The organism is Vibrio lentus (assembly GCF_030409755.1).
Taxonomy (GTDB): Bacteria; Pseudomonadota; Gammaproteobacteria; order Enterobacterales; family Vibrionaceae; genus Vibrio; species Vibrio lentus.
In genome coordinates this window covers 116,057-139,287 of sequence record NZ_JAUFQE010000003.1, presented here as the reverse complement: position 1 = coordinate 139,287, position 23,231 = coordinate 116,057, and the positions used below count along the sequence as shown (strand labels likewise).

The 23,231-nt window shown below is 48.3% G+C and carries 23 protein-coding genes; 21 read left to right on the top strand and 2 right to left on the bottom strand.

The features are described from left to right. Window positions 1–28: 28 nt before the first annotated feature. Window positions 29–1,375, bottom strand: a complete 1,347-nt coding sequence (locus QWZ07_RS25955) for an ISNCY family transposase (RefSeq protein ID WP_192854754.1) — start codon at window positions 1,373–1,375, stop codon at window positions 29–31. Window positions 1,376–1,633: 258 nt separating this feature from the next. Between QWZ07_RS25955 and QWZ07_RS25950 the strand changes: the two genes are divergently transcribed. The 13 genes from QWZ07_RS25950 (at window position 1,634) to traN (ending at window position 13,773) form a co-directional block, all read left to right on the top strand. Continuing rightward, complete coding sequence (locus tag QWZ07_RS25950) at window positions 1,634–1,813, top strand: TraY domain-containing protein (protein ID WP_048661537.1); 180 nt, start codon at window positions 1,634–1,636, stop codon at window positions 1,811–1,813. 345 nt (window positions 1,814–2,158) lie between these two features. Next, a complete protein-coding gene (locus tag QWZ07_RS25945) occupies window positions 2,159–2,524 on the top strand; it encodes a hypothetical protein (RefSeq protein WP_192854481.1) in 366 nt (121 codons plus the stop codon). Between the two features lie 78 nt (window positions 2,525–2,602). After that, on the top strand, window positions 2,603–2,890 hold the full coding sequence (traA, locus tag QWZ07_RS25940; RefSeq protein ID WP_048661539.1) for a type IV conjugative transfer system pilin TraA: 288 nt from the start codon (window positions 2,603–2,605) through the stop codon (window positions 2,888–2,890). Between the two features lie 9 nt (window positions 2,891–2,899). Next, window positions 2,900–3,202 carry a type IV conjugative transfer system protein TraL gene (gene traL / locus QWZ07_RS25935; RefSeq protein WP_048661540.1) on the top strand — a complete coding sequence of 101 codons (303 nt, stop codon included), beginning with the start codon at window positions 2,900–2,902 and terminating at the stop codon, window positions 3,200–3,202. Window positions 3,203–3,216: 14 nt separating this feature from the next. Then, window positions 3,217–3,792, top strand: coding sequence for a type IV conjugative transfer system protein TraE (traE, locus tag QWZ07_RS25930; RefSeq protein WP_192854483.1), 576 nt, complete (start codon window positions 3,217–3,219; stop codon window positions 3,790–3,792). Then, on the top strand, window positions 3,779–4,564 hold the full coding sequence (gene traK, locus QWZ07_RS25925; RefSeq protein ID WP_182795665.1) for a type-F conjugative transfer system secretin TraK: 786 nt from the start codon (window positions 3,779–3,781) through the stop codon (window positions 4,562–4,564). The genes traE and traK overlap by 14 nt, the downstream gene beginning before the upstream one ends. Continuing rightward, on the top strand, window positions 4,554–6,092 hold the full coding sequence (locus tag QWZ07_RS25920) for a TraB/TrbI/VirB10 family type IV secretion system protein (RefSeq protein ID WP_132785210.1): 1,539 nt from the start codon (window positions 4,554–4,556) through the stop codon (window positions 6,090–6,092). The genes traK and QWZ07_RS25920 overlap by 11 nt, the downstream gene beginning before the upstream one ends. Before the next feature lie 2 nt (window positions 6,093–6,094). Beyond that, window positions 6,095–6,490, top strand: a complete 396-nt coding sequence (traV, locus tag QWZ07_RS25915) for a type IV conjugative transfer system lipoprotein TraV (protein WP_135382269.1) — start codon at window positions 6,095–6,097, stop codon at window positions 6,488–6,490. A 150-nt stretch (window positions 6,491–6,640) separates the two neighbouring features. Next, window positions 6,641–9,190 carry a type IV secretion system protein TraC gene (traC, locus tag QWZ07_RS25910; protein WP_192854485.1) on the top strand — a complete coding sequence of 850 codons (2,550 nt, stop codon included), beginning with the start codon at window positions 6,641–6,643 and terminating at the stop codon, window positions 9,188–9,190. After that, the gene (gene traW, locus QWZ07_RS25905) at window positions 9,141–9,872 is read left to right on the top strand and encodes a type-F conjugative transfer system protein TraW (protein WP_225998604.1); all 732 of its coding nucleotides are present in this window, start codon (window positions 9,141–9,143) and stop codon (window positions 9,870–9,872) included. The genes traC and traW overlap by 50 nt, the downstream gene beginning before the upstream one ends. 159 nt (window positions 9,873–10,031) lie before the next feature. Then, entirely contained in the window at window positions 10,032–11,042 is a 1,011-nt protein-coding gene (gene traU / locus QWZ07_RS25900; protein ID WP_048661614.1) for a conjugal transfer pilus assembly protein TraU, read from the top strand. A gap of 253 nt (window positions 11,043–11,295) precedes the next feature. Further along, window positions 11,296–12,009 (top strand): type-F conjugative transfer system pilin assembly protein TrbC, encoded by a 714-nt coding sequence (trbC, locus tag QWZ07_RS25895; protein WP_192854487.1) that lies wholly within the window; start codon window positions 11,296–11,298, stop codon window positions 12,007–12,009. Window positions 12,010–12,045: 36 nt separating this feature from the next. Next, window positions 12,046–13,773, top strand: a complete 1,728-nt coding sequence (gene traN, locus QWZ07_RS25890; RefSeq protein WP_192854489.1) for a type-F conjugative transfer system mating-pair stabilization protein TraN — start codon at window positions 12,046–12,048, stop codon at window positions 13,771–13,773. Between the two features lie 101 nt (window positions 13,774–13,874). On the opposite strand, the gene QWZ07_RS25885 is transcribed toward traN, so the two are convergent. Further along, window positions 13,875–14,558: a DUF6710 family protein gene (locus QWZ07_RS25885; RefSeq protein ID WP_192854490.1), complete on the bottom strand. Its 684-nt coding sequence runs from the start codon at window positions 14,556–14,558 to the stop codon at window positions 13,875–13,877. Between the two features lie 52 nt (window positions 14,559–14,610). Between QWZ07_RS25885 and QWZ07_RS25880 the strand changes: the two genes are divergently transcribed. From QWZ07_RS25880 to QWZ07_RS25845, 8 genes are all read left to right on the top strand, one after another. Next, window positions 14,611–14,919 carry a hypothetical protein gene (locus tag QWZ07_RS25880; RefSeq protein ID WP_192854492.1) on the top strand — a complete coding sequence of 103 codons (309 nt, stop codon included), beginning with the start codon at window positions 14,611–14,613 and terminating at the stop codon, window positions 14,917–14,919. Window positions 14,920–14,952: 33 nt separating this feature from the next. Next, entirely contained in the window at window positions 14,953–15,732 is a 780-nt protein-coding gene (traF, locus tag QWZ07_RS25875; RefSeq protein ID WP_422109560.1) for a type-F conjugative transfer system pilin assembly protein TraF, read from the top strand. Window positions 15,733–15,807: 75 nt separating this feature from the next. After that, window positions 15,808–16,221, top strand: coding sequence for a type-F conjugative transfer system pilin assembly thiol-disulfide isomerase TrbB (trbB, locus tag QWZ07_RS25870; protein ID WP_132974764.1), 414 nt, complete (start codon window positions 15,808–15,810; stop codon window positions 16,219–16,221). Beyond that, a complete protein-coding gene (locus QWZ07_RS25865) occupies window positions 16,218–17,603 on the top strand; it encodes a conjugal transfer protein TraH (protein WP_192854495.1) in 1,386 nt (461 codons plus the stop codon). The genes trbB and QWZ07_RS25865 overlap by 4 nt, the downstream gene beginning before the upstream one ends. 3 nt (window positions 17,604–17,606) lie before the next feature. Continuing rightward, on the top strand, window positions 17,607–20,420 hold the full coding sequence (gene traG, locus QWZ07_RS25860) for a conjugal transfer mating-pair stabilization protein TraG (protein ID WP_192854497.1): 2,814 nt from the start codon (window positions 17,607–17,609) through the stop codon (window positions 20,418–20,420). A gap of 83 nt (window positions 20,421–20,503) precedes the next feature. Continuing rightward, on the top strand, window positions 20,504–21,040 hold the full coding sequence (locus QWZ07_RS25855; RefSeq protein WP_192854498.1) for a hypothetical protein: 537 nt from the start codon (window positions 20,504–20,506) through the stop codon (window positions 21,038–21,040). A gap of 556 nt (window positions 21,041–21,596) precedes the next feature. Continuing rightward, on the top strand, window positions 21,597–22,001 hold the full coding sequence (locus tag QWZ07_RS25850; RefSeq protein ID WP_192854500.1) for a DUF6088 family protein: 405 nt from the start codon (window positions 21,597–21,599) through the stop codon (window positions 21,999–22,001). Further along, on the top strand, window positions 21,998–22,939 hold the full coding sequence (locus tag QWZ07_RS25845) for a nucleotidyl transferase AbiEii/AbiGii toxin family protein (RefSeq protein ID WP_225998605.1): 942 nt from the start codon (window positions 21,998–22,000) through the stop codon (window positions 22,937–22,939). Before QWZ07_RS25850 ends, QWZ07_RS25845 begins: the two co-directional genes overlap by 4 nt. Window positions 22,940–23,231: the final 292 nt, after the last annotated feature.

Here is a 23,231-nt window from a genome sequence, read left to right as displayed (position 1 = left end):
ATTTGTCCCAAATAGAAATGTCCCGTTGTTAGGTCTTTCGACTGGAGGCTTTGAATGGTTCGGTGAGCACTGGGTTGATGGTTCGAGGGGCAGTTTGAAGGGCTCTTTGTTGCGCGCGGCGTTTGGGGGCTTTCTTACTGCGGGTTCGTTGCTGTTGTTGTTCGAATTCTTCTTGTTGTTGCTGAGCAAACTTTAAAACTTGGCCGAGGCGTTTGTTGTCGACGATTTGGGTTTGTTGAACATGCTCGAGTTTGTCGAAGGTTTTGAATTCGAGTTTTCGATGCCCGTATTGGATGGCGATTTCACCGTTTGGGTAGTCGAGTATCTTGACGTGTTCGTGCGCTAGTCGGCTGTTTTCTTCAGTAGGTTCAATGAGATAAATCACTTTATCGTATTGAAATGTCAGCGACTTTGAGAGCTTGCGGGTTTCTTGCCAACTGAAAATATCGTCGAGTTCTTGCTTGGACTCTCGAACCGGACGATGCATGTCTTTTGGGTATTGAGCGGGCTTAGCAAAGCGATGGTTAAAATCGGCGGTGAAGTAGGGAAGCCAGGCGTTGGCTTGTTCGATGGTGTCGATACCTTGTAAGCGCATCTCTTTAACCAGCCGGTCTTGCAGCGTGAGGTTGGCTCGCTCAACGCGGCCTTTGGCTTGGGAGCTGTTGGCACAGATGAGTTCTATGGCCAGTTCTTTCAGCACACGCCCGTATTGAGTTTGGCCAACTTGTTTGTGTTTCTCCTGATTCACTCGAAAAATTGAGTGCTTGTCACTGTAAAACGCGATGGGTTTACCGTGCTCATTGAGGTATTCACGCGTGGTCAACATGTAGTCAAATGCGGATTCTGTCTCGCTGAATCTTAGGTTCATCAAACGGCCAGTCGCATCATCAATGAACACCAATAGGCAACATTTGTCGCTGCGGCCTTCAAACCAGTCATGATGGGAGCCGTCAATTTGGATAAGTTCGCCCAAGCAATCACGACGGTAACGAGGCTGATAGACTCGAGGTTTGCGTTGTGAATGTGGAAGCCACAGTCCGTCGGCGATCATCCATTGACGGAGTGTTTCTTTAGAGACGGATAGATTGTGTCGTTCAGTCAGTTTTTCCAGAGCGAACGTTGGTGAGAAGTCAGAGTAATGCTCACGGATAAGTTTCAGTATTTCAATTCTGAAATGTTCTGAGTAGCGTCGATTACTTGGGCGTCCACGCGCTGCGTGTGTAAGACTTTGAGCGCCAAGAGAGACAAGTTTGTTTACCAAACGTCGGATATGACGCGCAGACAGATTCAAAATGATAGCAGCGTCAACTTGGCGTAGTCGTTTTTCACGTACGTCAGTAAGCACCTTGAATCGCTGAATATCTTTTTCACTCATAGTAATAAGCATCCGGATAACTCCTAAGCAGACCAATATAGGTAAGCTTAGGAGGACATTTTAAAATGGCTCAAACCGGACATTACTAAATTGCTCTAACAGTTTTTATGCGTATTATTTACATTATGTTAAATTCAAGAAATGATAAGTCAGTCACAAACCCAACAAAATTAGACGCCAGTGAGCGATTACATGAATCATTGATGTTTCGGTCTGAACGAGAGCGTTTCGGTTTTTTCTATTTAGGAAGACTTTTGTATGAATTTTAAATCAGAATGTATGGTTGAGAACAAGGAAGTCGGTATCGCTTTTAATCTTTCATCAAAGGCGAATAAAACGTTAACGCTATCGGCGAAAAGAGCAGAGCGGGCCAAAAAGCGCGAAGGGAAACTTCGATTAGAAGATCACCTCAAACGTTTTCCTAATTGGTCGCTGTAACGAATGAGATTGCCGTCTGGGATTATTACCTCAGATGGCCTCGAAGGTGGGCTGCCTTCACTATTGCAAAAAGCGCCGCAGAGGGGCGCAGGCCTGCGTAATATGCCTAACAAATTCAGGAGCCCTCTCTGGGGCGACGTCCAAGGCTGTTTTTCTACTCAATTAAGCACGCTGGTTGAGTGGTGAAATAGAGTTACTTGGGAATACCAGACACCACATCCTTTGGATGTGCGCCTTCTACTACAAGAATGCTCAAGCCAGTTTGTAGCACGGCTCTTGAAAGAGAGCCCATCGTTTTGTTTTTTTTAAAAGAACAAAACAATGCCCTAACAAGGAGTGTGGACGATGCAAATTATCTACGGATATTGTCGTGAAGATGAGGCCGCGAGTTTATTAGGCCACTTTGTTGAACAAGGTGATTTTGTCAGCATCAAAGAACTGGGAACGGTTGGGCGTGAACACATGGCGTTTGCCGCTTTGTTGCCTTTTACTGGGCACCTTGCATTTCCTTTCTGTTGGAAGGGCGTTCATTTGGTCGCGGTTCAAAAACAAGCTCAGTCAGTTAATCGTCTCACTCTCCCAACCTCAAATAATGCTTGTAAAAAACGTTATCGGAAGCTTAAGAACACCATCATTAGCGCTCAAAATTGGAAGCAACATGTGAGCCGTAATCGTGGTTTGAAGTACGCGAAATCTTCGATGTTTTCTTAAGGATGTGGGAGGGAGCCCCCTTTCCCTCCATCCTGACCATGTACTTGATAATTTTATCATTAAATAAGGATACTTATTATGAAAACACGCACCCAGCGCACCCTCCTTGTCGGGCTTGGCGTTGCTGTTTCGACACTTCTTATCACTCAGCCTGCTCTGGCTGCCGATATCTTCGCGTCAGGTAAGCAAGCCATGAAAGACACGGCGGGCAAAGGCTCTGCGGTTGAAACCGCCATGCTAGGCACAGGGCTTGCGGGGGCGGTCGTCACTGGACTGATGAGCCGTAACTGGTTTGCGGCCGTTGGCGGGTTCATTGGTGGCTCAGTCTTGTGGAATGTTGGAGCGCCACTCGTCGGCTTAGGTTAAGGAGTCACAATGGAAGACCCTCATCAGTTTTTCTCTATCCCAAAACACATGAACAAAGGTCGCCGCTGGCTCGGGTTCCCTGTTGATGAACTCGTGCCTGCCCTCTGCATTTTTGGCCTCTCATTCTGGCTTAAACACGAAATGATAGGGCTGACGTTATCGCTGGCTTGGTTTGGGGGGTTGCGTTACATCAAATCACAATACGGTGATAATATCGTTACCCTGTCACTCTATTGGTGGGGCGCTTCTTTTGTCAGCCCCGCCCTCTTTAAGCGTACCCCCTCAGCCTGTCGTCGCTATTGGATTTTCTAAGGAGACCCTTCATCATGGACCCGTTTGTTAAACGGGATAAGCTGGCCGTCAAAAGTCTCCTCAACCTTTTTTTGAGTGCAGGCTTTCTTTTCATGCTTATCACTAACCTGGTGCTGGGTTACACCAGTTATCAAGCCCTTACCCATCAGAGCCGAACCCTAATCCCACCCACCCTCTCTCAAGCCTTTACGGTTTCGGATGGCACAGTCGATGAGCCTTATCTTGAGCAAATGGCGGATTATCTTCTCTACTTGAAACTCAACATTACGCCAGGCAGCGTTGGACGTCAGTTTGGTCAGTTACTTGAATATTTAGACGAGACAAGCTGGCACATCGTTCAACCTAAGTTGCTTCGAGAAGCCACGGTAATTAAAAAAGACAACATCAGCAGCCAATTTTCTGTCGAGTCTGTCCGTATTTCTCTCAACACTCTCCAAGTGCAACTCTATGGGAAACTCCAAAAGCACGTAGGCCAACGCGCCCTAGAGCCGGAGATGAAGTGGTATCAAGTCAACTTTAGCTATGACCAAGGCGTCATAGGTTTACTCTCCATTGAAGAAGTCGAGGTCGACACCGATGAATCTTTATGAGCAATCATTCACCCCATCGCCGCAATGGCACCCTTATTTTTTGTCCATCGCGCTTTGGGTGGTCTTTTTCATCCCCTCTTTTGCCCTAGCTGAAAATGCCGCCATGGTGAGCTATGAGTTTGACGAAGGTGACACGATCCCCTTGTCACTCTCTTCCATTAACGTGAACCGTTTGCTGGTCAAAAATGACCGTATTATTTCGATCGTCTGCCCGAAAGGATTTTGCACCTCAACGGGCAACCAAAAAGACGCTTCCGGCTCTATCACCTTAAAAATTAACCTTCCCTTACCGTTTACCGCGCACCTGACGACAGAAAAAGGGCGATTGTTTGCGCTGTTTATTACCCCCAAAGCCACCCCGTCTTTGGTCACGGAGTTTGTTTGGTCGCAAAACTATAAAGAGCAGCAAAGCCCGACTGAGCAGGCGGCGGATTACCCCGCCGCCATGACAGCGCTCACCAAAGCCATGATGCGTTTTGTTCATGATGGCGCCCCCATCGCCGGCTTTAAACGTCACGACGTTGACCCCAAAACCTTACCCAAAGATGCAGCGTCACTGGCCATCATCCCTCAAACGGTCTTCGTTGGCCGTGATTACTCTGGGGTGGTTTATCAACTCAAAAATCAAAGCCGCAGTGACATGACACTGACCACCGCACAGTTCTACAGCTATTCCGCACGCTCAGCCGCGCTCGATACCTATCAGTTAAAACCTGGGCAAACCACCACGCTCTATCTCATTACCGGAGGAGGCGCCACCCATGATCGATAAACCCAAAGACGCCTTTGACCGCTTTAAAAAACGCGTCTTCAAAGATACCGACGGTGACTTTGAAGACGGTGGCACGGTCAATGCCGTAACAAGAAAGCGCAATCGCACCATTACGTTCACGGTCTTGCTGGTGCTTGCCGCCCTGGCTTTTGCTGTTTGGCGGTTAACATTGCCTCCCCAAGAGCAAAGCAAGGACATTCAAGACGTCGGATTTGGTGCTGTCGTCACCGATGATTTTACCGACAAAGACAACCAGTCCGCCCTGACGTTTCAACAAGATAAAATCAACCAAATCGAGCAAAGCTTAGCGCGGTTCGAAGGCACCTTAAGTCGCTTTGGACAAAGCTTAACCTCTGAGTTGGAGAATATTAAAAAAGCCAATGAGCGCGATAAAGCATCCCAATTGACGGAGCTTGAGCAGCAGATGCAACAAAAGCTCGATGAAGTTGACGCGCTCAAGGTCCAACTTGAGACGCAATTAGCCTCAGCCCTCAATGCAGGCGATCCTTCGAATCAACATAGCGTAGAGATCCATCAGGGAAGCACCTTTGGCCAATACAAACTTCCCCCAAGACCGGCCATTAATAGCAACATAGATACCGCCAAGGTGAATGAGTTCCAGTACCAAGAGCAAGATGATGTGGCCTTTAGCGGGGATGCCTTTGATAGTTTTGAATTTCACTGGCAAGCCAGTGTAGAGGAGAGACAATCCCGTCGCACGACCGATAACTACGTGCCAACAGGCACCTTTGTGACCGCCGTGATCACCGGCGGCGCAGACGCTAATGGGGGCGTCTCTGGACAAGGGGATACCTCACCGATTGTCTTTCAGACCGTCAATCAGGGGATTTTACCCAACGGTGAGCAATCCAAATTAAAGAATTGCACGATCACCGGTGCCGTTTACGGCGAAATCTCATCCAGTCGCGGCGTCGCTCGCACCAATAGAATGAGCTGCATCCACCCTAATGGCGATATTCTCGATATCCCCGTCAATGCGACCGTGTTTAACTTTGGGCGCAATGGTATTCGCGGTACCACCATTATGAAAAACGGTAAAATCGTTCAAATGGCCGGCATTGCGGGGATCTTGCAAGGTGTCGGTGATGCGGGTAAAGCCCTGGCACAAACCACGACACCGACGGCGCTCGGACCAAGTCAAAGCATCAACAGCGATAAAATTGGGTTGAATCTGCTTGGCGGCGCCACGGAAAGCGTTGGCAGCAAATTGGCGGACTACTACATCAAACTGGCCGAGCTCTATCATCCGATAGTGGAAGTCAATCCTGGTGCCATCGTCAATATTGTCTTTTTGGAAGGCTTTCCATTAGATCCCCTATTGGCCGATGAATACGAAACCCGTATTAATGAGCAGCGTGAGCAAGTCTCCAACAGCAACCAGCTCTTGGATGTCATCACCAACGTTCCCTCTCTTCCACAAACCACTCAAACTGCCCCCATCAACCCATTAGCGCAAAAAATAACCCAACAAGGGTTAAGCGACGTGGGCTTTGGGCGTGAGGAATAACCATGAATAGGCATTCTTTGTTCTCACTATCGATACTCTTAGGTCTGACCGGTTGCAGCGCGGGCTTTGAGAGCGAATACAGTTGCGATAAGGTCGGCGGCGTTTCAGGGTGTGTCACCATGAACGAGGTTCGAGACAACCTATACGGTTATACCGGAGACAGTGGAAATGCCACCGTCTCTCCTCAATCTCGTCTCGCCCCACCTTCTGTCTTTACCTTACTGCCAAGGCGTAGCCGAGATGGGGAGCCTGAACGAAGCCAAGAAGAGGTTAAAAAACTCACCGTCTTCCCTTTTATCGACAAAGACAATCACTACATCGATACGATGGATGTTTACTTTGTCTTAGACGATAGCCGTTGGTCTGGGCGCCCTGCGCGCGCGATTTGGAAAGATTGATTAGGAAAAAAAGAAACGAAGCTTAAACATCATTTTTATCATGGGCGCGCGACATTCAGTCTCAGCCTTCTCTCAATTAGGGGGTAATCCATCAAGCGGTCCAAGATTGTGTCACGCCCCTTAACATTAAAATAGAAAAAGGGATCCCCCATGTTTTCCTCCTCACGCAGTGGCTTATCCGCCTTATTTCAAGAGGCTAAGCAAGCCCAAAACCACCTTCACCATGAACTGCCGTATCGAGACTACGATCCCATTGAGCGGGTGTTCGACAATACCCACTCTCGCGGTTTTGGTTTTAAAATCAGCCTCCTTGGGGGCGCTAACGACGATTTAATTCAGTCGTTAAGCCACCTTATGGGGGATTTACCCGCAGGGGATAAATGGGATTATCAAGTGCAGCTTTTTGGTCACAACCGAGTGGCGCACTATCTCGAAGGGAACCAAGCCCTACTCAGTCAGCGGGGTGGTATCTGTCAGAAAATGGCCAACGATGACGCCATTTACGCCCACTACGCGGCGCAACACGGGTTTCTACATAGGCAAAAAAACAATCGCTTTGATTTGCGCGACTACGACGCATTCTTTTTTGTCTCCACCACGGAAAAAGACCCACAAGAGCTGCTTGATGCGAGAATGACTCTAGAAACGGGGCTGGCGCAGCTTGGTTTTGATTTACTGCCCGTCACGCCTGAGGGACTGTTGACCAGCGTCGGTGATATCTTAAACTTTGATAAACGCCAAGACAGACCCAATGAAAAAAGCTACAACCCATTAGAACCTTTGAACCTGCAAGCGTTATCTCCCGATACCGAAGCGTTAACCCATCGTGGTCATATCGCCACCCGTCATACCAATGACCAAGGGGAAGAGGTACGCACACGCCTTGTTCATTTAGGACTTTCTCGATTGCCTGGTGATTATCGCTTGTACGCCTTACCAGAAGCCTTTTCTTCAATCCGTAATGTGTCGCGTAACATCACTTGCCCTCATCGCGTTACCTTGAGTTTTCGCAATGAGCCAACCGGTAAGCAAAATGCGGATAACGATAACAAGATAAAAGACTTAACCAAGACGGTGAACAGCCAAATGGCGATACTCGCGCCCATGGCTGAAGATGAACTCAAAGAGCGCAAAGCCTTGCAAAAAGGGTTGTTGTCTAAAGAGTTCACCATTGCATCTATGGTGCTCACGGTCTCGCTGATGACCGATAAAACCCACCAGAAAAAAGACACCCAAGCGGCGAAGGAGTCATTTAGCCATGCTGGCCTTGACATCATTCCACTGAAAATGAATCAGCCACAAGCGCTGCTCTCCACGTTGCCTTTTATGATGAGTGAAGGATTATGGGGCGATTGTAAAAAAGCGGGGCGCGTTCGTACCTTAAAGAGCTCTAACCTGGTGAATTTCTTTCCGCTCATCATGGACTTTAACCAACTCAAAGGTGGCGTATTGCTGCCCACTATGCGCCAACAAATTTCGTTCTTTAACCCTTTCACCTGTGGCAGTGATAACCAAAATATCGCCCTGACGGGAGGCTCAGGCGCAGGGAAAAGCTTCCTAGTCCAAGAAATCGCTGAAACGGTTTACGCCATGGGCGGTAAAGTCTGGATCCTCGATAAAGGAGCCAGCTATAAAAAGCTGACCCTGAGCCTTGGGGGGACCTACATGACCCACGCCAACATCTTCTTAAACCCGTTCACGCATTTAGGCGCCATGCAAAGTGCTGAGTTTGAGTTTGTGGATGATGACGGCAGACCTGTCGATCCCATGATGGAAGCGCTCGATAATATCACGGCGTTGTTTGCCACCATCGCGTCACCCTACGTACCACTGACGGCGTTTCAACAAAGCGTCTTAGGCGATGCGATAGTGACGGCATGGGAGCGTAAAGGTCATCAAGTCTTGGTGGATGATGTCAGAGACGCCTTGATTGAGATTGCTGGAGAAGAAAGCGACCGACGCATTAAAGACATAGCGGTGCAACTGAAAAAGTTCTGCACCGATGGCATGTACAAAGACGTGTTCAACAAGCCATCCATGCTCGACCCCAATGTGGAAATCACCACGCTTGAACTCGATGGGTTCCCGCCTGCTGTGCTCAGACCCGTGATTTTTGCTCTCATGGTGTCGATTAACCAGCAGATGTACCTGGCTGGATCTCGCTCTACCCCAAAGCTGTGCATCATTGAAGAGGCCTGGAGCCTCCTCTCTGGGGCAAACGAGCAAGCGAGGGAGTTCATCAACACCGGTTATCGCACCGCCCGTAAGTTCGGCGGCGCTTTTTGTACGGTGACTCAAGGGATTGAAGACTTCTTTAGCAACGAGGAAGCCAAAGCCTGCTACAACAACTCAGACATTCACATCATTCTTCGTCAAGGGGAAGGGTTTGATAAGTATCTGCTCCAAAACCCGGATGCCTTCTCACCGTTTGAGCAGCGCATCATTAAAAGCTTCGCCCCGTCTGTTGAAGCAGGATACAGCAGCGCGCGCATCAAAGCGGGTGGCCATGTCACCTATCACCGCTTTTTCGCCTCTCCGGTGAAACGCGCCATGTTCTCAACCGAGCCTAAGGAGTTTGAGTATTGTGAAAATCTTTATAAACAAGGCCAATCACTGGAGCGCGCCATTGAGCAAACCTCCAGGCACTTTTATGGCAAAGACATTGACGCCTTTAATCAAGCCATTGGGGCAAGCACTTAGTTTGCTGCCTTTTATCCTCGCAGCAGGCATGGCCACTTTTAACGCTCACGGGAAAGCGCTGGGGCAAGTCGCCCCGGTCTTCCCTATCGGTGAAATCGACATGCTGGAATGGATACACCAAAGACTGAAAGGGTTTGAGGCCAGTGGTCAATTGGCGGACATGCAAAACGAGTTCACTGAGCGCGCCCTGCAAAGCATTGAAAACCCGCCGCCGGTTGCAGGCTTAACCACCACAACCGCTCCCCGCACCTTTTACGTAGATCCAAGCATCACTCTCCCTAAAGACATCATCGCCCCCACCACGGGGGCCGTGATTGCCAAAGCGGGTACCAGAGTGAACCCCTTTGATAGCCGCACTTGGCCAAAGGTAGACGGTCAAGACGTTCTGCCTCGATTTGAGCTCAGTAAGGTACTGGTCTTTTTTGATGCCAGAGACGCGCAGCAACGAAGGTTCGCCAGCGAGTATCAAAACGCCAAGCCAATCAAGTGGGTGCTGACGGGAGGCAGCCCGAATAAAATGGCGACCTTACTTGATGCAAGAATGTATTTTGCGCAGCAAGGCCACTTAACCCAATCGCTTAACATCACTCACGTCCCGGCCATTGCCTATCAAGATGGCACGCGCTGGCGCATCGATGAAGTGAACGTATCGGGTTTGCAGCCCTTGGAAGTAGAGCAATGATAATGAAATGGCCTTAGAAGTGCGCGCCTCCCCTTGATCATGCTTCCAATATCACTTCTTTTTCTATTAACCAAGCTCGCTTTTGGCTGCGATAATGTGGCGAAGCCTGTTGTCGAGACAAAAGGAGTCCCACGCTCTGCGTGGAAAAAGGACCCCACCATGACTCAACGACACTTGCGTTTACTGTTGTGCTGCCTATTGGTTTTTATTGCCCCATCAACCCTAGCCGCCAGTGCGGCGTGTAAAAGCCGTTTTATTAACCCCATTACCGATATTTGTTGGGATTGTTTGTTCCCGATGACAATAGGCTCATCCACGGTCATGCCGTCCAAATATCCAGACACCAATAACCCCACAATGCCTATCTCTTATTGCCCGAAACCCCCGCCTATCTTTGTGCAAATCGGCATCAACATTGGCTATTGGGAGCCCTATGCTTTAACCGATATCACGCGCGTCCCATACTGTATGGTGAACATGGGCGTGCAAATGTCAGGCGCCAACACTCAGCGTATCGGTGGTCGCGTGACCGCTCGCGACAGTGACAGCAGTGACGGAGGTTTTTATCACGCCCATTGGTATAAGTACCCCATCATTTATTGGCTGCAACTGATGCAATCCACCGCCTGCATGGCCACAGATGTGTTTGATGTTGCCTACATGACGGAAATTGACCCACTTTGGGACGACGATGAGTTATCACTCATTCTCAATCCCGAAGCGTTACTGTTTGGTAACCTAGTGGCTCAGCTTGCGTGCGTGCCCGAAGCCATGTTGACCTCCACTAACACGGCCTTACCTATTGATGCGTTATTTTGGTGTTTAGGCTCACAGGGCAGTGCCTATCCGCTTACTGGCACCACCAACTATCGAGACACGCCCATCCAGGCGGCGACACTCTTGATGCAAAAGCTTAACTACAAACTGCATCGACAAGGGATCATCTGGGAGACGCGCGGCGAAGATGGCGCGATTTGTTATCAATATCCCGATCCTATTTTGCCAAAATCTCGTTATCGGTATCAAATGTCGGGCCCTATTCCCGATGCCGCCTGGTGTCACCCGTACACCACCACGACCACGCTCTGGGAAGCCGGCCATGACAATCCGGTCACAGGGGATAACTTTGGTTTTGTACAATGGCGAAAGCGCAACTGTGTCTTTTTATAAGGTGACGCGATGATGCCCAGACCTACCCACAAAAATGAGACTGACCTATTCATTGCCAGTCACCCTGACTCCCTTACCGATTTTTTAAAAATAGATCTCGCCAACCACAAGCACATTTACTGCTGTTTCCCGCTCTCGCAATTTTGCTTCTCGTTTTGTCGCGATCTCAATGCTCGTCAGGGGCAGTCAATCAGTTGCCAAAACGCTCACACCCTCTACCCACCCTTTCAGCGGCCATAATGAAGAGGTTACTATGACCATTCCATCTTTTGAGAGCACCTTTAGGCGCTCTCTTGTTTTTCTGTGTTTTTTTATCGCGTTACCCACCCAAGCTTACACGGAGCAAGAGCTCAAAGCTTTTGCCAAGCTTGAGCAAAAAATGACTCAACAACCGGAGGCGGCGAAGGCGGGGGCCACTGACGACATACAAAATAAAGCCCAGGCTTATCGAGAAGAAGCGCTGACTCTCAGCCGCAACGTTCAAGACTTGGTCAAAGAAGAGACTCTTTCCCCCTTACTGGGAAGACAAAAGCCCACGCGCCACCCTGATCAAGCCCCAAAAGGGGTAATGGTGTTTGTGTCACTCACCATGCCCAAGATCGCGCTAAAACAGCTTCTGATGCAAAGTGAACACTTAGGCGTTCCACTGGTGATACGCGGTGTCTTACCCGAAGGTTTTCCGGCCACGGTCAAGCGGATCGAGGCCTTGATACGCTCACCCAATAAGGCGCCCATTCAAAGCGGCTTTTCCATCAGCCCCGATTGGTTTAAGCAATTTGATATTCACCACGTACCGGCCTTTGTTTCGGTCAAACAAAACCGCTGCTTGCCTAAGCAGCCTTGCAAAGCCAGTGACTACGACATCCTTTACGGTAACATTTCACTTTACCAAGCTCTGGATTACCTCGCTGCCGGGGATGCGCAGCAAAACATTCACCCGCTGCTGCGCACGCTCTATTCCCAATAACCCTCTCTCGCCCCAATTTTTGATGAGGTGCTCTTTATGCGCATTGACCTCTGGACTGCGCTCACGCTCAGTTTTTTATCCACTATCTCGCTTGCCAGCGAACAACACACCTTTACCGAGAGCGCTCATTGGGCGAAACAAACGGCAAGCCAAGCGCTCGCGCCTCATGCCCTCCCGCTCAATGTCGATGACTATTGCAAAGACGCCACGTGTCGACAAGAGATCCGCAGTCCAAAAGAATCCACACTGTCAGACAGTGAGATCAATGCACAAAAAGGGACAGAGTTTGTGACCAATGAACTGGCTCAAGACATCAACGCGAACTTCAATAAAGGTCGACCCGATGTTAAAGACGACCCGGCGATGCGCTTTGCCTTACTTGGCCAAGAGAATGCTTTTGAAATCACTCATGGCATCTCAAATGCCTATGTGGATTGTGAGAGTGGCTCCCAGTGCGTCATTGATAACATCGCAAAGCAATGTCACCGGCCGACTCACAACCTGGTCCCGTGTGACAAAATCCCGGTCGCCTCCGTGAGCCTCAGTGAAGTACTCTACCGCTGTCCGTCCGGCTGGACACTGCAAGGGGAGGATTGCCAACGCCCCCTCCCACAATGCCGATACAATAATGACAATTACGTGAGGCGAACGGGGGGAACCCGAGCTTTTTCAGGATCAGAAACCGCGTATTTGTGGGATAACCAGATTGTCTCTCCCAGGCAAGGCTACACGATTGGCGATTTAAAACAGACCGACCACATTGTCTGGAAAAGTAGCGAATACTGGGATAAACGCTACCAGATTTGTCGCCCCACCATACAGACGATGAAAGCTTCCTTGAGTTGTTCAAGCGGGTTCACCTTATCCGGGGGGAACTGCATCAAGAACAATATTACCTGGCGAACACAATGCAGCCTGATGAACTCGTGCAATGTCGCTAATCAGCAATGCATTGAAGGTCGAGCCACCCGCACCATTAATGGCATTCCGACCACGCTCGATTGCTGGAAATATCGGGTCAACCATCAGTGTGACCGACCGGATACCTGCGCAGCTCTTCCGAAAGACTGTACGACTCAAACTCGACATTGCCGCCTTAAGCAAAATGGGGTGTGCATCGAGCAAGAGGTCACAAAGCGCTGTGCTGAGAAGACATGCCGAGCCACTGACCTGCAATGTGGTGAGCACTCCTTCTGTCTTGACGGAGAGTGCTACGTGGAGGCGCCCAAACTGAACAGCCATTTTGATAAGTCCGTTGCGGCCTTGGCAGGGCTTGCCGAAGCCGTGAAAGACATCGGAGACCCACCCAAAATATTCACGGGTAAGCCGATGAAGTGCAATAAGAAACTCGCGGGTTTTAACGATTGTTGTAAAGACTCAGGATGGGGGCAAGGATTGGGAGCGAAATGCAGCGAAGCGGAAGAAGCGCTGGGGAAAGCCAAAGAGAAAGGCTTAACCCTGTACGTGGGGCAATACTGCGCCAAGAAAGTGCTGGGTGTCTGCACACGTAACAAGCGCAGTTACTGCGTTTACGACAACAAGCTAGCCAAAATCATTCAAGAGCAAGGCTCTATTCAGCAACTGGGCAAACGGTTAGGCAGTGCAAAAAATCCCACCTGCGCCGCCATTACGCCAGAAGAACTGGGTCAAATCAACTTTGAGCACATTGATTTTAAAGAGTTCTACCCAGAAATGCGAGCCAACACCAACCTCCCCAACTTTGATGAAATCAAGAAACGACTTCAAAGTGCCACGGGCGGATAACCACCTCGACTGAACCAAGGTCTATGATGATGAAAAAACACTGCTTGGCGTCATTACCCTGGCGCCTCCGCCTCAAACTTTCACAGCTTTGCTTCACTCCCCTATAGTTGTTTTTTCATAAGAGCCTCTGCGGTATAAATATCCCTATTCATTAAACGCCCAATTTCGAAAGCTGCAGCAATACGATAGTGTGTAACTTTTTGTATTTTTCGTCCCGATTTATGGTCGAACCACCAGACGCCATCACTGTAAATTTCTTTAAATAAATATGAATAATCAATAACTGATGACGGTATAATATAACCTTCAGATGCCGCGATGCCTGCCAGAATAGAATGGTTTCCACTACAAACAAATCCAATACCCCACGGAAGCCAAACTTCGACATCATGATTGTTATCCTGCCTCCAATTGCAGCTTTCATCTAATGCTTTATGCCGTCCGATATAAGACAAATTACAAACATATCGTTCAAGATTCCACGGTCTTGTGAAAATGATGTGGTAACTCAGCGATAATTCGTACTCTTCAGCATTAAGGTAATTACCCAATAGCTCTCCATCAGAGCCATATAGGTAATCAAAAATAAACTTACCAAAGAAGAAAAAATTCGCGCTAGATATAGCACCGGTACCTCTTTCGGCTACAGCAAGATTACCCTCCGCTTGGATCGGCCTTAGCACAATATTAAGAAAATCAGGCAACGCCCTTGGGTTACGACTTTGAATATCATTCGCCACTCTCATTAAATGGTCAAACTTCTGTTTGTTTTTATTTTTTAACATCCCTTTAATCCTATTTAACATACACACCTCAATGACCAGGAAGGACATCGTTATGTTTATCAAACCCTTTCAAACTTTTTTGCTCAACACCTTGACGCTTTTACGACTCATTCCAAGTGACGTGATACACATCAAACAGCTTGACCGCTATCCCGACATCACGAAAAGGCTGGATGAATATCGAGAGCTGATAGAGAACATTGAGAAGCAGACCCACTACTTTAGCAGTGAGCAAGGCATCTGGTCGAAACACCACGCTTTGCTGCACGATAAATACCTTCAATACTTACTCACGTTGCGCAATCCATCCCCACAGCAGATGCGCCACTTACGCGAAAGACCCAAGTGTTTAACCTCATAATCGCTTTATCTCACTTAACCAAGGTCTATGATGATGAATAAAACACTGCTTTGCGTCATTACCCTAACGCTGCTTGCCCATCTCCCACCCACTCTGGCTCATGAAACCCCTCCAGGGTGGCGATGGTACAACGAGCCTAAGGCAAGGCCCGACAAACCCAAACCTAAGCCGCTACCAAGCAACACGCAAACCACCGTATCAAGCCCTAAAACGTTATCGGCGACCGAACAGATGGCCTGGTTTCACTCCGTGCATATTGAGGCGCAAAACGACGCGGTCATTCATCCCAAAGATAAAGACAAGCTCGCGAAGTTTTTAGCGTTAAATCATTTTATCACGGACCAAACCGACCAATTGGGCATGACCTTTAAAGCGCTGCTGCTCGAAAGACCGGAGTTTTCTTACACCAAAGACCATCCGACCGAGCAAGCGGCAAGACAGGTGTATTTAGAGTTAGAGGAGAAGAAGAAAACCGCGGCGGTTGAAAATATGAAGCAAGACGGATGGGGCTTTTTCTTTGTCTATGACGGGGAAGATACACTGAGCCAGCAACTCGCCCCATCCATTCAAGCGTTTGCTGACCGATACCATTTTGAGCTCCTTGGGATCAGTAATGACGGAACCTTCATCACTCACCTCAAAGAAAACCGCCACAATCAAGGCAAAGTCTCGATGCCTTTTACGCCCGCCTTAATTTTGGTGCAGCCAAGCACTGGAGAGATGAAGCCACTGGCGTACGGCTGGATAAGCCAAAATGATTTAATTGGACGCTTTTACAACGTCGCCACCAATTTTGAGCAATCGGATTTTTAAAGCAACTTCGTCCATGCCGCTCTCTTAAAGGATGTTCACTCTCTTTTATTTCTTCCTAAAACGTCAGGAGGCGCTATGCCATTTCTTCGTACCCTTGTGCTGGCTTTTTTGATTCATGCAACCACCGCACATGCTGCTATGCAAAACCAATATGCCCTGGTGTTCTTTTTTGAAAGCACCTGCCCGTACTGCCATAAGACAGCCCCTAAAATCACTCGCCTTGGCGAACGATTTCAATTACCGGTTTACGCCTTCTCTGTTGATGGACCAGGCATTCCAGGGTTTGAGGTCCCTATTCCTGTCACACCAGAGATAGGCAAAACCTTTTTTCCAGGCCAGAGGAAAACGGTCATGCCTGCGACCTTTTTAATGAACGTCAACAGCCGTAAATTCTCACGTCTGAGCATTGGAGACGTACCAGAAAGCACGCTAGCTCATAGCATTCAGAACGCCCTTAACGATCCGCGTGTGCAGGAGGCGCTGCAATGAAGCGATCACTTTTCCACCACTTATCCACCGTTTCGGTGCATAAGCGAGTTATTCCTTTCGTTCTTATAAGCTTATCTAGCGCTAGCCACGCCGACACCAACCACTCACTGGCGCGTTTTTTTGATAACTCAGGGTATAACGCCAACGTCTCAAACCCAACGGCTTACCAAGGGCAGTCGGCCAACTACTACACCGGTGGCAGTTTGTTTGTGCGTAATCAAATTGTCGATGCACAATTGGTCAGCGTCACTGTCCCCTCAATCAGTACGGGATGCTCTGGCATTGATATGTTTATGGGAGGATTTTCACACATCAGCTCAGACCAACTGGTGAAACTGGGCAAAGCGATTATTCATAATGCTCCTCCTTTTATTGTCAATTTAGCCCTGCAAACCTGGGCGCCGCAGCTCAAACAAAACCTGGATAATCTCCAAGCCAGGCTCGACAAATATCTCAATCAATCGGTGAACTCTTGTGAAGCCGCGCAAGCGTCCATCGGTGGACTGGCCGCCTTTGCTTTGCCCGCCACCAAAAAGCACGTCTGCGCGACCCTCGGTACACAAAACAACGCCTTCTCGGATTGGGTGCAAGGTCAGCAGGAATGTGGCGCAGGAGGCAAAGCGGCCGGTCAGTTAGAGGACGCCAAAAATGACCCTGCGCTAAAAGATATGACCCAAACCCATCACAACGTGGTTTGGTCTGCGATTATGAATAACGCTTTTTTGTCCTCCGACAAAAATCTAGCGCAATTTATGATGAGCTTGTCAGGCACTTACGTGTACGACAAAGACGGCAACCCGCGTTACTACCCTAGCCTTTTGACCGACAACAACAATCTGGTCAATGTCTTGCTCGAAGGGGGCAAGTCTGACGTTTATCAGTGTCGCAAAACAGCCCCTGATGCGTGCATTACCATTACCAAGCGCAATAACCTCTCCATCACTCAAGCCAACGGGATTCAAAACCAGATACGCAAACAACTGGACTCGATACTGCAACTCACGCGTCAACAAGAGGGCTTTCTGGAGCTGATTCAAACGCCGGTACTCAAGTTCTTTATTGACGACTTATCCGCCAAGCAACCCCCCGATACCAGCAACTACTCGCGAATGATAGCGGTGGAGCTGCTTAATCAGTACCTCGTGAGCATGTTAAATGTTGCCAGCCAATCCTTAGCCAACACCAACAACAGCCAGGATGACATCGCCCTCATCACTCGTGATATCGATAACGCCAAACGCTTTACCGCGGGGCTTGCCGATAAAGCCATTGAAGCGCTCAACAAACGCAATCAACTGATTGACTCGCAAAGAAAAACCGCGCTGCAAAGCACAAATGAAATCAGCACGACCACCAAACCTGCGCAAGCTTATGGGAACTGACCTATGATACTCGAATATTACACTTACACTTCCGGCGAAGTGGTCAACAAAGCCTTTAATGCGCTGGCCACTTTTTTTAGAACCAATACCTTTGGGGATTACTTACAGATGTGCCTGATGCTGGGGCTTGTTACCAGTTTGTTTATCTTCATGCTGTCACGGAATCCCAAAGACCTCATCAAATGGATGGTGGTGTTCTTTGCCGTGCCCCTGTTTTTAATCAATATGAAAGCCGACATGCTCATCATCGATAAGACGCAACCGGGTAAGGCTTACAAAGTGGATAATGTCCCTTACCTCGTGGCTGTGCCTACTTACTTTTTCTCGTCTATCATGGTGGGGATGGCTGAAGGCGTGGAAGGCATTTTTACTACCTCTGACGATGAGCGTTATGGTCGTACTGGGATGCTGTTTGGCTCTGAGCTGTATCAGCTGTCAAGACAATCTAGAATCAATGAGCTGGCGCTACAAAAGCTCTGGCGAGACTACTTTCATAACTGCATGATTGGGGATGTGAGAATCAATGGGAAATACACCTGGGATGAACTCTTTGCCGCGCCTGATATTTTTGCCTTTCTAGACGGCGTTAAGCAAAGCCCACTGCGCGCCCTTTTTCTTGATGAAGGGGGCGGTCAAAGCACCTACAAGCGGTGCGAAGAAGCCTACCCTATCATCAAGCAGCGCTTTAATGATGCCGCAGATAAAAACATGAGTTTGTTAGCGCATCAATTGCTCGGCAAAGACGCGGACCGTTATAAACCCCAAGTGGTGCAATCGTTGCAGCGCAGCTACAACAAATTTTTTGCCATCAGTACCAGCGCGTCCAACACCATCAAACAAAATATGTTGATGAACGAGCTGCGCTATAACCTTGATAGCCTAGACCCAACGCAAGCCGCGCTCAATTACGCCTATACCACCAACAAACTGCAAACCACCTCGATGTGGGCGTCATTGGGCTTAATGGCGAGAGAATACTTGCCGATGCTCCATACGATGATGTTTATGTTGTTCGCGTGTTTGGGCTTCTTTGTTGCCGGGGCGGCAGTCATTCCTGGCTTAACCATGATGGTGCTCAAAAACTATTTTGGCACGTTTGCCTTTTTGGCCACTTGGCCAGCCTTGTTTGCCATCATCAACGGCTTTCAGCTTTGGGGGCTGGAGTCTCTGTCTACGGATGTATCGGGGAAGTTCGGAGGGCTGGTGCTCTCCAACGCGAATACCGCGGATGAGCTTCACAGTCGCTTCGCCTGGATGACCGGTATCTTGATGGTAGCCGTCCCTATGATAGCCAAAGGGATTTTAAAAGGTGGTCAAGAAGTCCTGTCGAGCATGAACTATCAGCTATCGAGCATGATTAACTCGACCAATGCTAGAGCCAGTGCTGCGGCTTCCACGGGTAATCTGGATTTTGGCAGTATGCAGATTGACAACCACAGCATGAACAACACGCATGCCAATAAGTTTGATACAAATACCCTAACCAACCAGGGCCACACCTACACCCAAAACCCAGACGGCTCGGTGACCACACAACACGGAGATGGGCGCACCACCTACGACAGCTCACAAACCACCAGTCGCGGCAACATCAGCGCCAACACGCAAAGCATGCTGCAAGAGAGTGTGGCGAATGCCCGCAATCAAACGCAGCAAAACCTAGAGCAAAATAGTACCCAACTGGCTCAAACCATCCAAGGAGGCGCCGCGCTGAGCGACCGCTGGCATGACAGCGTGGGTAAAAATCTGGCTTACGGTGAAGGCAATACCAGTGGCTTTAATACTCAAGTCAGCGAAGGCATGAACGACATGCAAACAGCGGTTGACAGCGTGAGTCAACAAACGGGTTGGACGAAAGACCAATCACACGCTTACCTGCAAAGTGTCTATGGCGGCTTCGAGGGCGGCCTAGGCACAGGCAAAGGGGCATCGCCATTCAATTTAGGCGCCAGTGGCGGCGTGAAATGGTCTGATGATGAACGTACGGCTTACAGCAAGATGAATACCGAGCAAAAGCAGCAGCTTGAGCAAGCCACGCAGCAATACACCGAAGGGGCAAATGCTGTGACCAGTGCCGGCACGCAGGTGGATAATAAAGACACCCGAACGTCGGTTGAGCAGTTTGCGCATGATTTTGCGATTAACGCCAGCAACACCAAATCTCTTGGGGCAAGTGCATTGCAAAGCCAATCGGATTTAGATGCCCTATCAAATACTCAAACGCGCCTAGACTCTGGCAGTGCCAGCTTTACGGCCAACGCGATTCAAGGCTTCCAGAATTACTTGGAAAAAGACATAGGATTAAACCAACCAGACGTCCAACGCCTGATGACCGCCCATCAACCGGAAGACATTGCTGATGCTAAAAAGTCTTGGCAAGAATACACACGCACTGAAGCATTCGCCACCATGGCGGGGTTAGATGGTGACGCGGCAAAAATTGTGGGCAAAATGAACCAAGCGCACCAAGCCACCACACCAACAGGGCCACTTACCCTCTCACCGGAGCAAAACAAAACGATGGAGAAAGAATGGGGTAGTACCGTCGATACCGTGGCTGCTACTCGCACGGCTATGCTGCACAACAATGAAACGGGCGGACTGTTTAATCAAGAGCGCTTTGATGGGGTAACCGATGAGGTCAAACTTCAGCAAGAGGAAGCGCAGAAGCCCATCATCAAACCTGAGCCGATGATTGAACTGACAGTCAAGTCGCAGGTAGAAAAGGAGATCACTAGACCCGAAAGGACGGAATACGTCACCTCCGACCAAGCCTATCCTGCGGTGCCAAGATACACACAAAACCCGAAAGAGTGATACTTAACTAGGTGCATAAAAAAGAACTTTATGCACTGCCTAAATACTGGTATTATGATCAGGTGCCTAAAGGGAGAGTGACCATGAAAACAGTCTTACCATTACTGCTACTTACCTGCGCGAGCGTGCAAGCTCAACCCCACTCTCCTGAGCTCACCCAACTGCTGAGCGAGATACATGAGCAATACGAACTCGCAGTAATAAATAAAAGACCATATTCCCAAGACCTGCCAGACATCACCAAACTGCCCTACTTCTTGCAGCACATTGATGAGACAGACACCGTGGGATCCATACGCTTAAACGCCTACCTACAAGGTTTGCATACGGCGTATTTTGACAATGCCTATAATCAAAAACGCCTAGGCGGAGGAAGCTGGTTCTGTATGCGCGATACCATGGCACTCGATCCAAGGCGCCACCCTGATTTCCTTGAAGATATGATCTGGATGGTACTTGAGAAAACCGCCAAAAACGATCCGCAGAAGTTCAGACGAGCAAACTATGCAGGGGCCTTCGGCGTTGATATTTCAATGATTATTAACTACGGCTTACAAACCGAATACCCTTGCTACAGCCCTATCCCTAAATCGTTACAATTTAACGGTTGGAAATATTAATCTCGGCACAGGATATCCATCGAGAGTGAAGGTTATTTCAGGTCAAAAGCCAGTACGAGAGAATAGGAATGGATTCAATGTCTCTAGTCTAGACTGGGTATTCGTTAGTAGCTGCTTGGGCGTAGAAACGTTCCTTTTCCTATGAATACCAAGCTATAGAGTCTCCTCTTAAAATGGCTGTGATCGCATCGGTACGCTGCTATTTCTAAACGAAATTGCCCCATTACGTGTTGGAGCTGATGCTGGCAACATTCCCTGAGGTTACTCTTTGACTTAATTTATCTCATGTCTTTATCTATTTAGTAGCGTTTCACATTTCATACCATCACGATGACTAATTTACTCTAATAAAGGATTAATTTCGAATTAGGTCACCAATAAAAAAATTAGTATGTCGAAATACGAAATTTCATAAAAAAATCCATTTAAACATTAGGATAGGTAAATATATTTGTAGTTATGTGCCGCATGTTTGTTTTAATGAATGCCGTAAATATTTCAAATAACGATGGGCTTCAAGTATACTAAGGTCAAGCACTATGTAGGAGGGTGAATCATGACAGCAACTGACCGTATTTATCAAAAGATAAAACGCTCTCGCCGCTATGTGTTCGAACGTAAAGATTTCGACAACTATGCGAGCTATGACCAAATTGGTCGTGTCTTGAAAAAACTGGTGGATAAAGGTGTACTGATGAAAATAGGGTATGGCTTATACACCAAGTCAACGATCAACAGCCTAACTAATAAACCAATGCCAATGAACCCCGGTGGTCCTGACGCAATCATGCGTGAGATCCTAAAATTGCGCGGTGTAGACTTTGAGATGGATGCCATGTCATTGAAGAGCATCAATGGACAGTCCACTCAAATACCAGCGTCCATCAGATACACGTGGGATTCTAAGCATTTCAACCGCAGCCTTAAGGTTGGTAACAGAGTATTGAATAATCGACAATGAGCATACCAAAACTAAAAAAGCAGTTTCTTGAAGTCTCTGATGCCCTCGACTTAGGTAACCCATCGATCACGGAAAAGGACTATTGGGTGGTGTCACTGCTTGCCATGTTGGAAAACGTGAAAAGTGAGCACCACAGGCTCGTTTTTTCAGGTGGAACAGCTTTGGCCAAGTCCAACATTAAGATCCTGCGTATGTCTGAAGACGTCGACATAAAATTGATTCCAACTCAGGAATTTCTCGACAAGGGCACAGGTGCGAAGAAAAGAGCTCGTAAGGCGTTAGTCGAACACCTCATAGCGAGGTTAGTTGAGCACCCTTATCTGAATTACAGTGATAAAACGGTACGCGATGAGTATCGCTATGTCGAAATCGAAATAGAGTACCCGCAACAATACCATCAAGCACCGTGTCTACGACCTTATATCAAACTTGAGTTCATCGAGACCATTGAACTTCAAGGCGTTGAATCTCGCTCTATTTCATCGCTGGTAGCACAGAGCTACAAGCAACCTGCCGAAGTAAGCGCTATGTCGTGTATTTCCATTGATTCGACGTTGGTTGAAAAAGTGCTTTCCATGTTACGCCGCACCATGTCAGTCAAGCGTGATCCAAAGCGTAAGGATGACGAAACATTGGTTCGTCACATCTACGATGTTCATTGCATTAGCGTAGAGCATACGATTGATATGGACGTGTTAAAGCCGATGTTTGATACCGTGTTGGAAGAAGACAAGGAGCGATATGGAAATCAACATCAGGAGTTTATCGACGATCCACGTAATGAGTTAAAGCTGGGATTAGAAGAGCTAGAAACCAACGAGGAGTTTCGTAAACGTTTTGGGGCGTTTGTGGCTCCAATGGTGTACAACTCAGAGCCACATAACTTTGATACCTGTTTTGCTTCGTTTAAAGGGATTTCAGAGCAGCTTATCGCCTAACCCTCGATGCTGCTGCCACTGCTGCTCTTTAGTTACACTCTTAATCGGTGTATGTTTCCTTAAGGTCATTGTGCTGGAAAGTCTATGCCGATGCTCTCATCTACCACATATACATCTCAAGATGTAGTTAATGAGCTTATTACCAATAAAGACGACTTTGTCAAGCAAGATAACGAAAAATAATAAGCAAGCAGTCCCTGCATAATCGCTTGAATTATTTAGTCGTATTCTAACTAATTTTTGTCCGTGCGACCTGAAGTCGTATGAAGCGTTGTTCACCGCTTAACGAGTG

Bases quoted from the DNA above. Each gene is read 5' to 3' on its own strand.
- QWZ07_RS25955 (WP_192854754.1), bottom strand. From the start codon at position 1,375: ATGAGTGAAAAAGATATTCAGCGATTCAAGGTGCTTACTGACGTACGT.
- QWZ07_RS25950 (WP_048661537.1), top strand. From the start codon at position 1,634: ATGAATTTTAAATCAGAATGTATGGTTGAGAACAAGGAAGTCGGTATC.
- QWZ07_RS25945 (WP_192854481.1), top strand. From the start codon at position 2,159: ATGCAAATTATCTACGGATATTGTCGTGAAGATGAGGCCGCGAGTTTA.
- traA (WP_048661539.1), top strand. From the start codon at position 2,603: ATGAAAACACGCACCCAGCGCACCCTCCTTGTCGGGCTTGGCGTTGCT.
- traL (WP_048661540.1), top strand. From the start codon at position 2,900: ATGGAAGACCCTCATCAGTTTTTCTCTATCCCAAAACACATGAACAAA.
- traE (WP_192854483.1), top strand. From the start codon at position 3,217: ATGGACCCGTTTGTTAAACGGGATAAGCTGGCCGTCAAAAGTCTCCTC.
- traK (WP_182795665.1), top strand. From the start codon at position 3,779: ATGAATCTTTATGAGCAATCATTCACCCCATCGCCGCAATGGCACCCT.
- QWZ07_RS25920 (WP_132785210.1), top strand. From the start codon at position 4,554: ATGATCGATAAACCCAAAGACGCCTTTGACCGCTTTAAAAAACGCGTC.
- traV (WP_135382269.1), top strand. From the start codon at position 6,095: ATGAATAGGCATTCTTTGTTCTCACTATCGATACTCTTAGGTCTGACC.
- traC (WP_192854485.1), top strand. From the start codon at position 6,641: ATGTTTTCCTCCTCACGCAGTGGCTTATCCGCCTTATTTCAAGAGGCT.
- traW (WP_225998604.1), top strand. From the start codon at position 9,141: ATGGCAAAGACATTGACGCCTTTAATCAAGCCATTGGGGCAAGCACTT.
- traU (WP_048661614.1), top strand. From the start codon at position 10,032: ATGACTCAACGACACTTGCGTTTACTGTTGTGCTGCCTATTGGTTTTT.
- trbC (WP_192854487.1), top strand. From the start codon at position 11,296: ATGACCATTCCATCTTTTGAGAGCACCTTTAGGCGCTCTCTTGTTTTT.
- traN (WP_192854489.1), top strand. From the start codon at position 12,046: ATGCGCATTGACCTCTGGACTGCGCTCACGCTCAGTTTTTTATCCACT.
- QWZ07_RS25885 (WP_192854490.1), bottom strand. From the start codon at position 14,558: ATGTTAAAAAATAAAAACAAACAGAAGTTTGACCATTTAATGAGAGTG.
- QWZ07_RS25880 (WP_192854492.1), top strand. From the start codon at position 14,611: ATGTTTATCAAACCCTTTCAAACTTTTTTGCTCAACACCTTGACGCTT.
- traF (WP_422109560.1), top strand. From the start codon at position 14,953: ATGAATAAAACACTGCTTTGCGTCATTACCCTAACGCTGCTTGCCCAT.
- trbB (WP_132974764.1), top strand. From the start codon at position 15,808: ATGCCATTTCTTCGTACCCTTGTGCTGGCTTTTTTGATTCATGCAACC.
- QWZ07_RS25865 (WP_192854495.1), top strand. From the start codon at position 16,218: ATGAAGCGATCACTTTTCCACCACTTATCCACCGTTTCGGTGCATAAG.
- traG (WP_192854497.1), top strand. From the start codon at position 17,607: ATGATACTCGAATATTACACTTACACTTCCGGCGAAGTGGTCAACAAA.
- QWZ07_RS25855 (WP_192854498.1), top strand. From the start codon at position 20,504: ATGAAAACAGTCTTACCATTACTGCTACTTACCTGCGCGAGCGTGCAA.
- QWZ07_RS25850 (WP_192854500.1), top strand. From the start codon at position 21,597: ATGACAGCAACTGACCGTATTTATCAAAAGATAAAACGCTCTCGCCGC.
- QWZ07_RS25845 (WP_225998605.1), top strand. From the start codon at position 21,998: ATGAGCATACCAAAACTAAAAAAGCAGTTTCTTGAAGTCTCTGATGCC.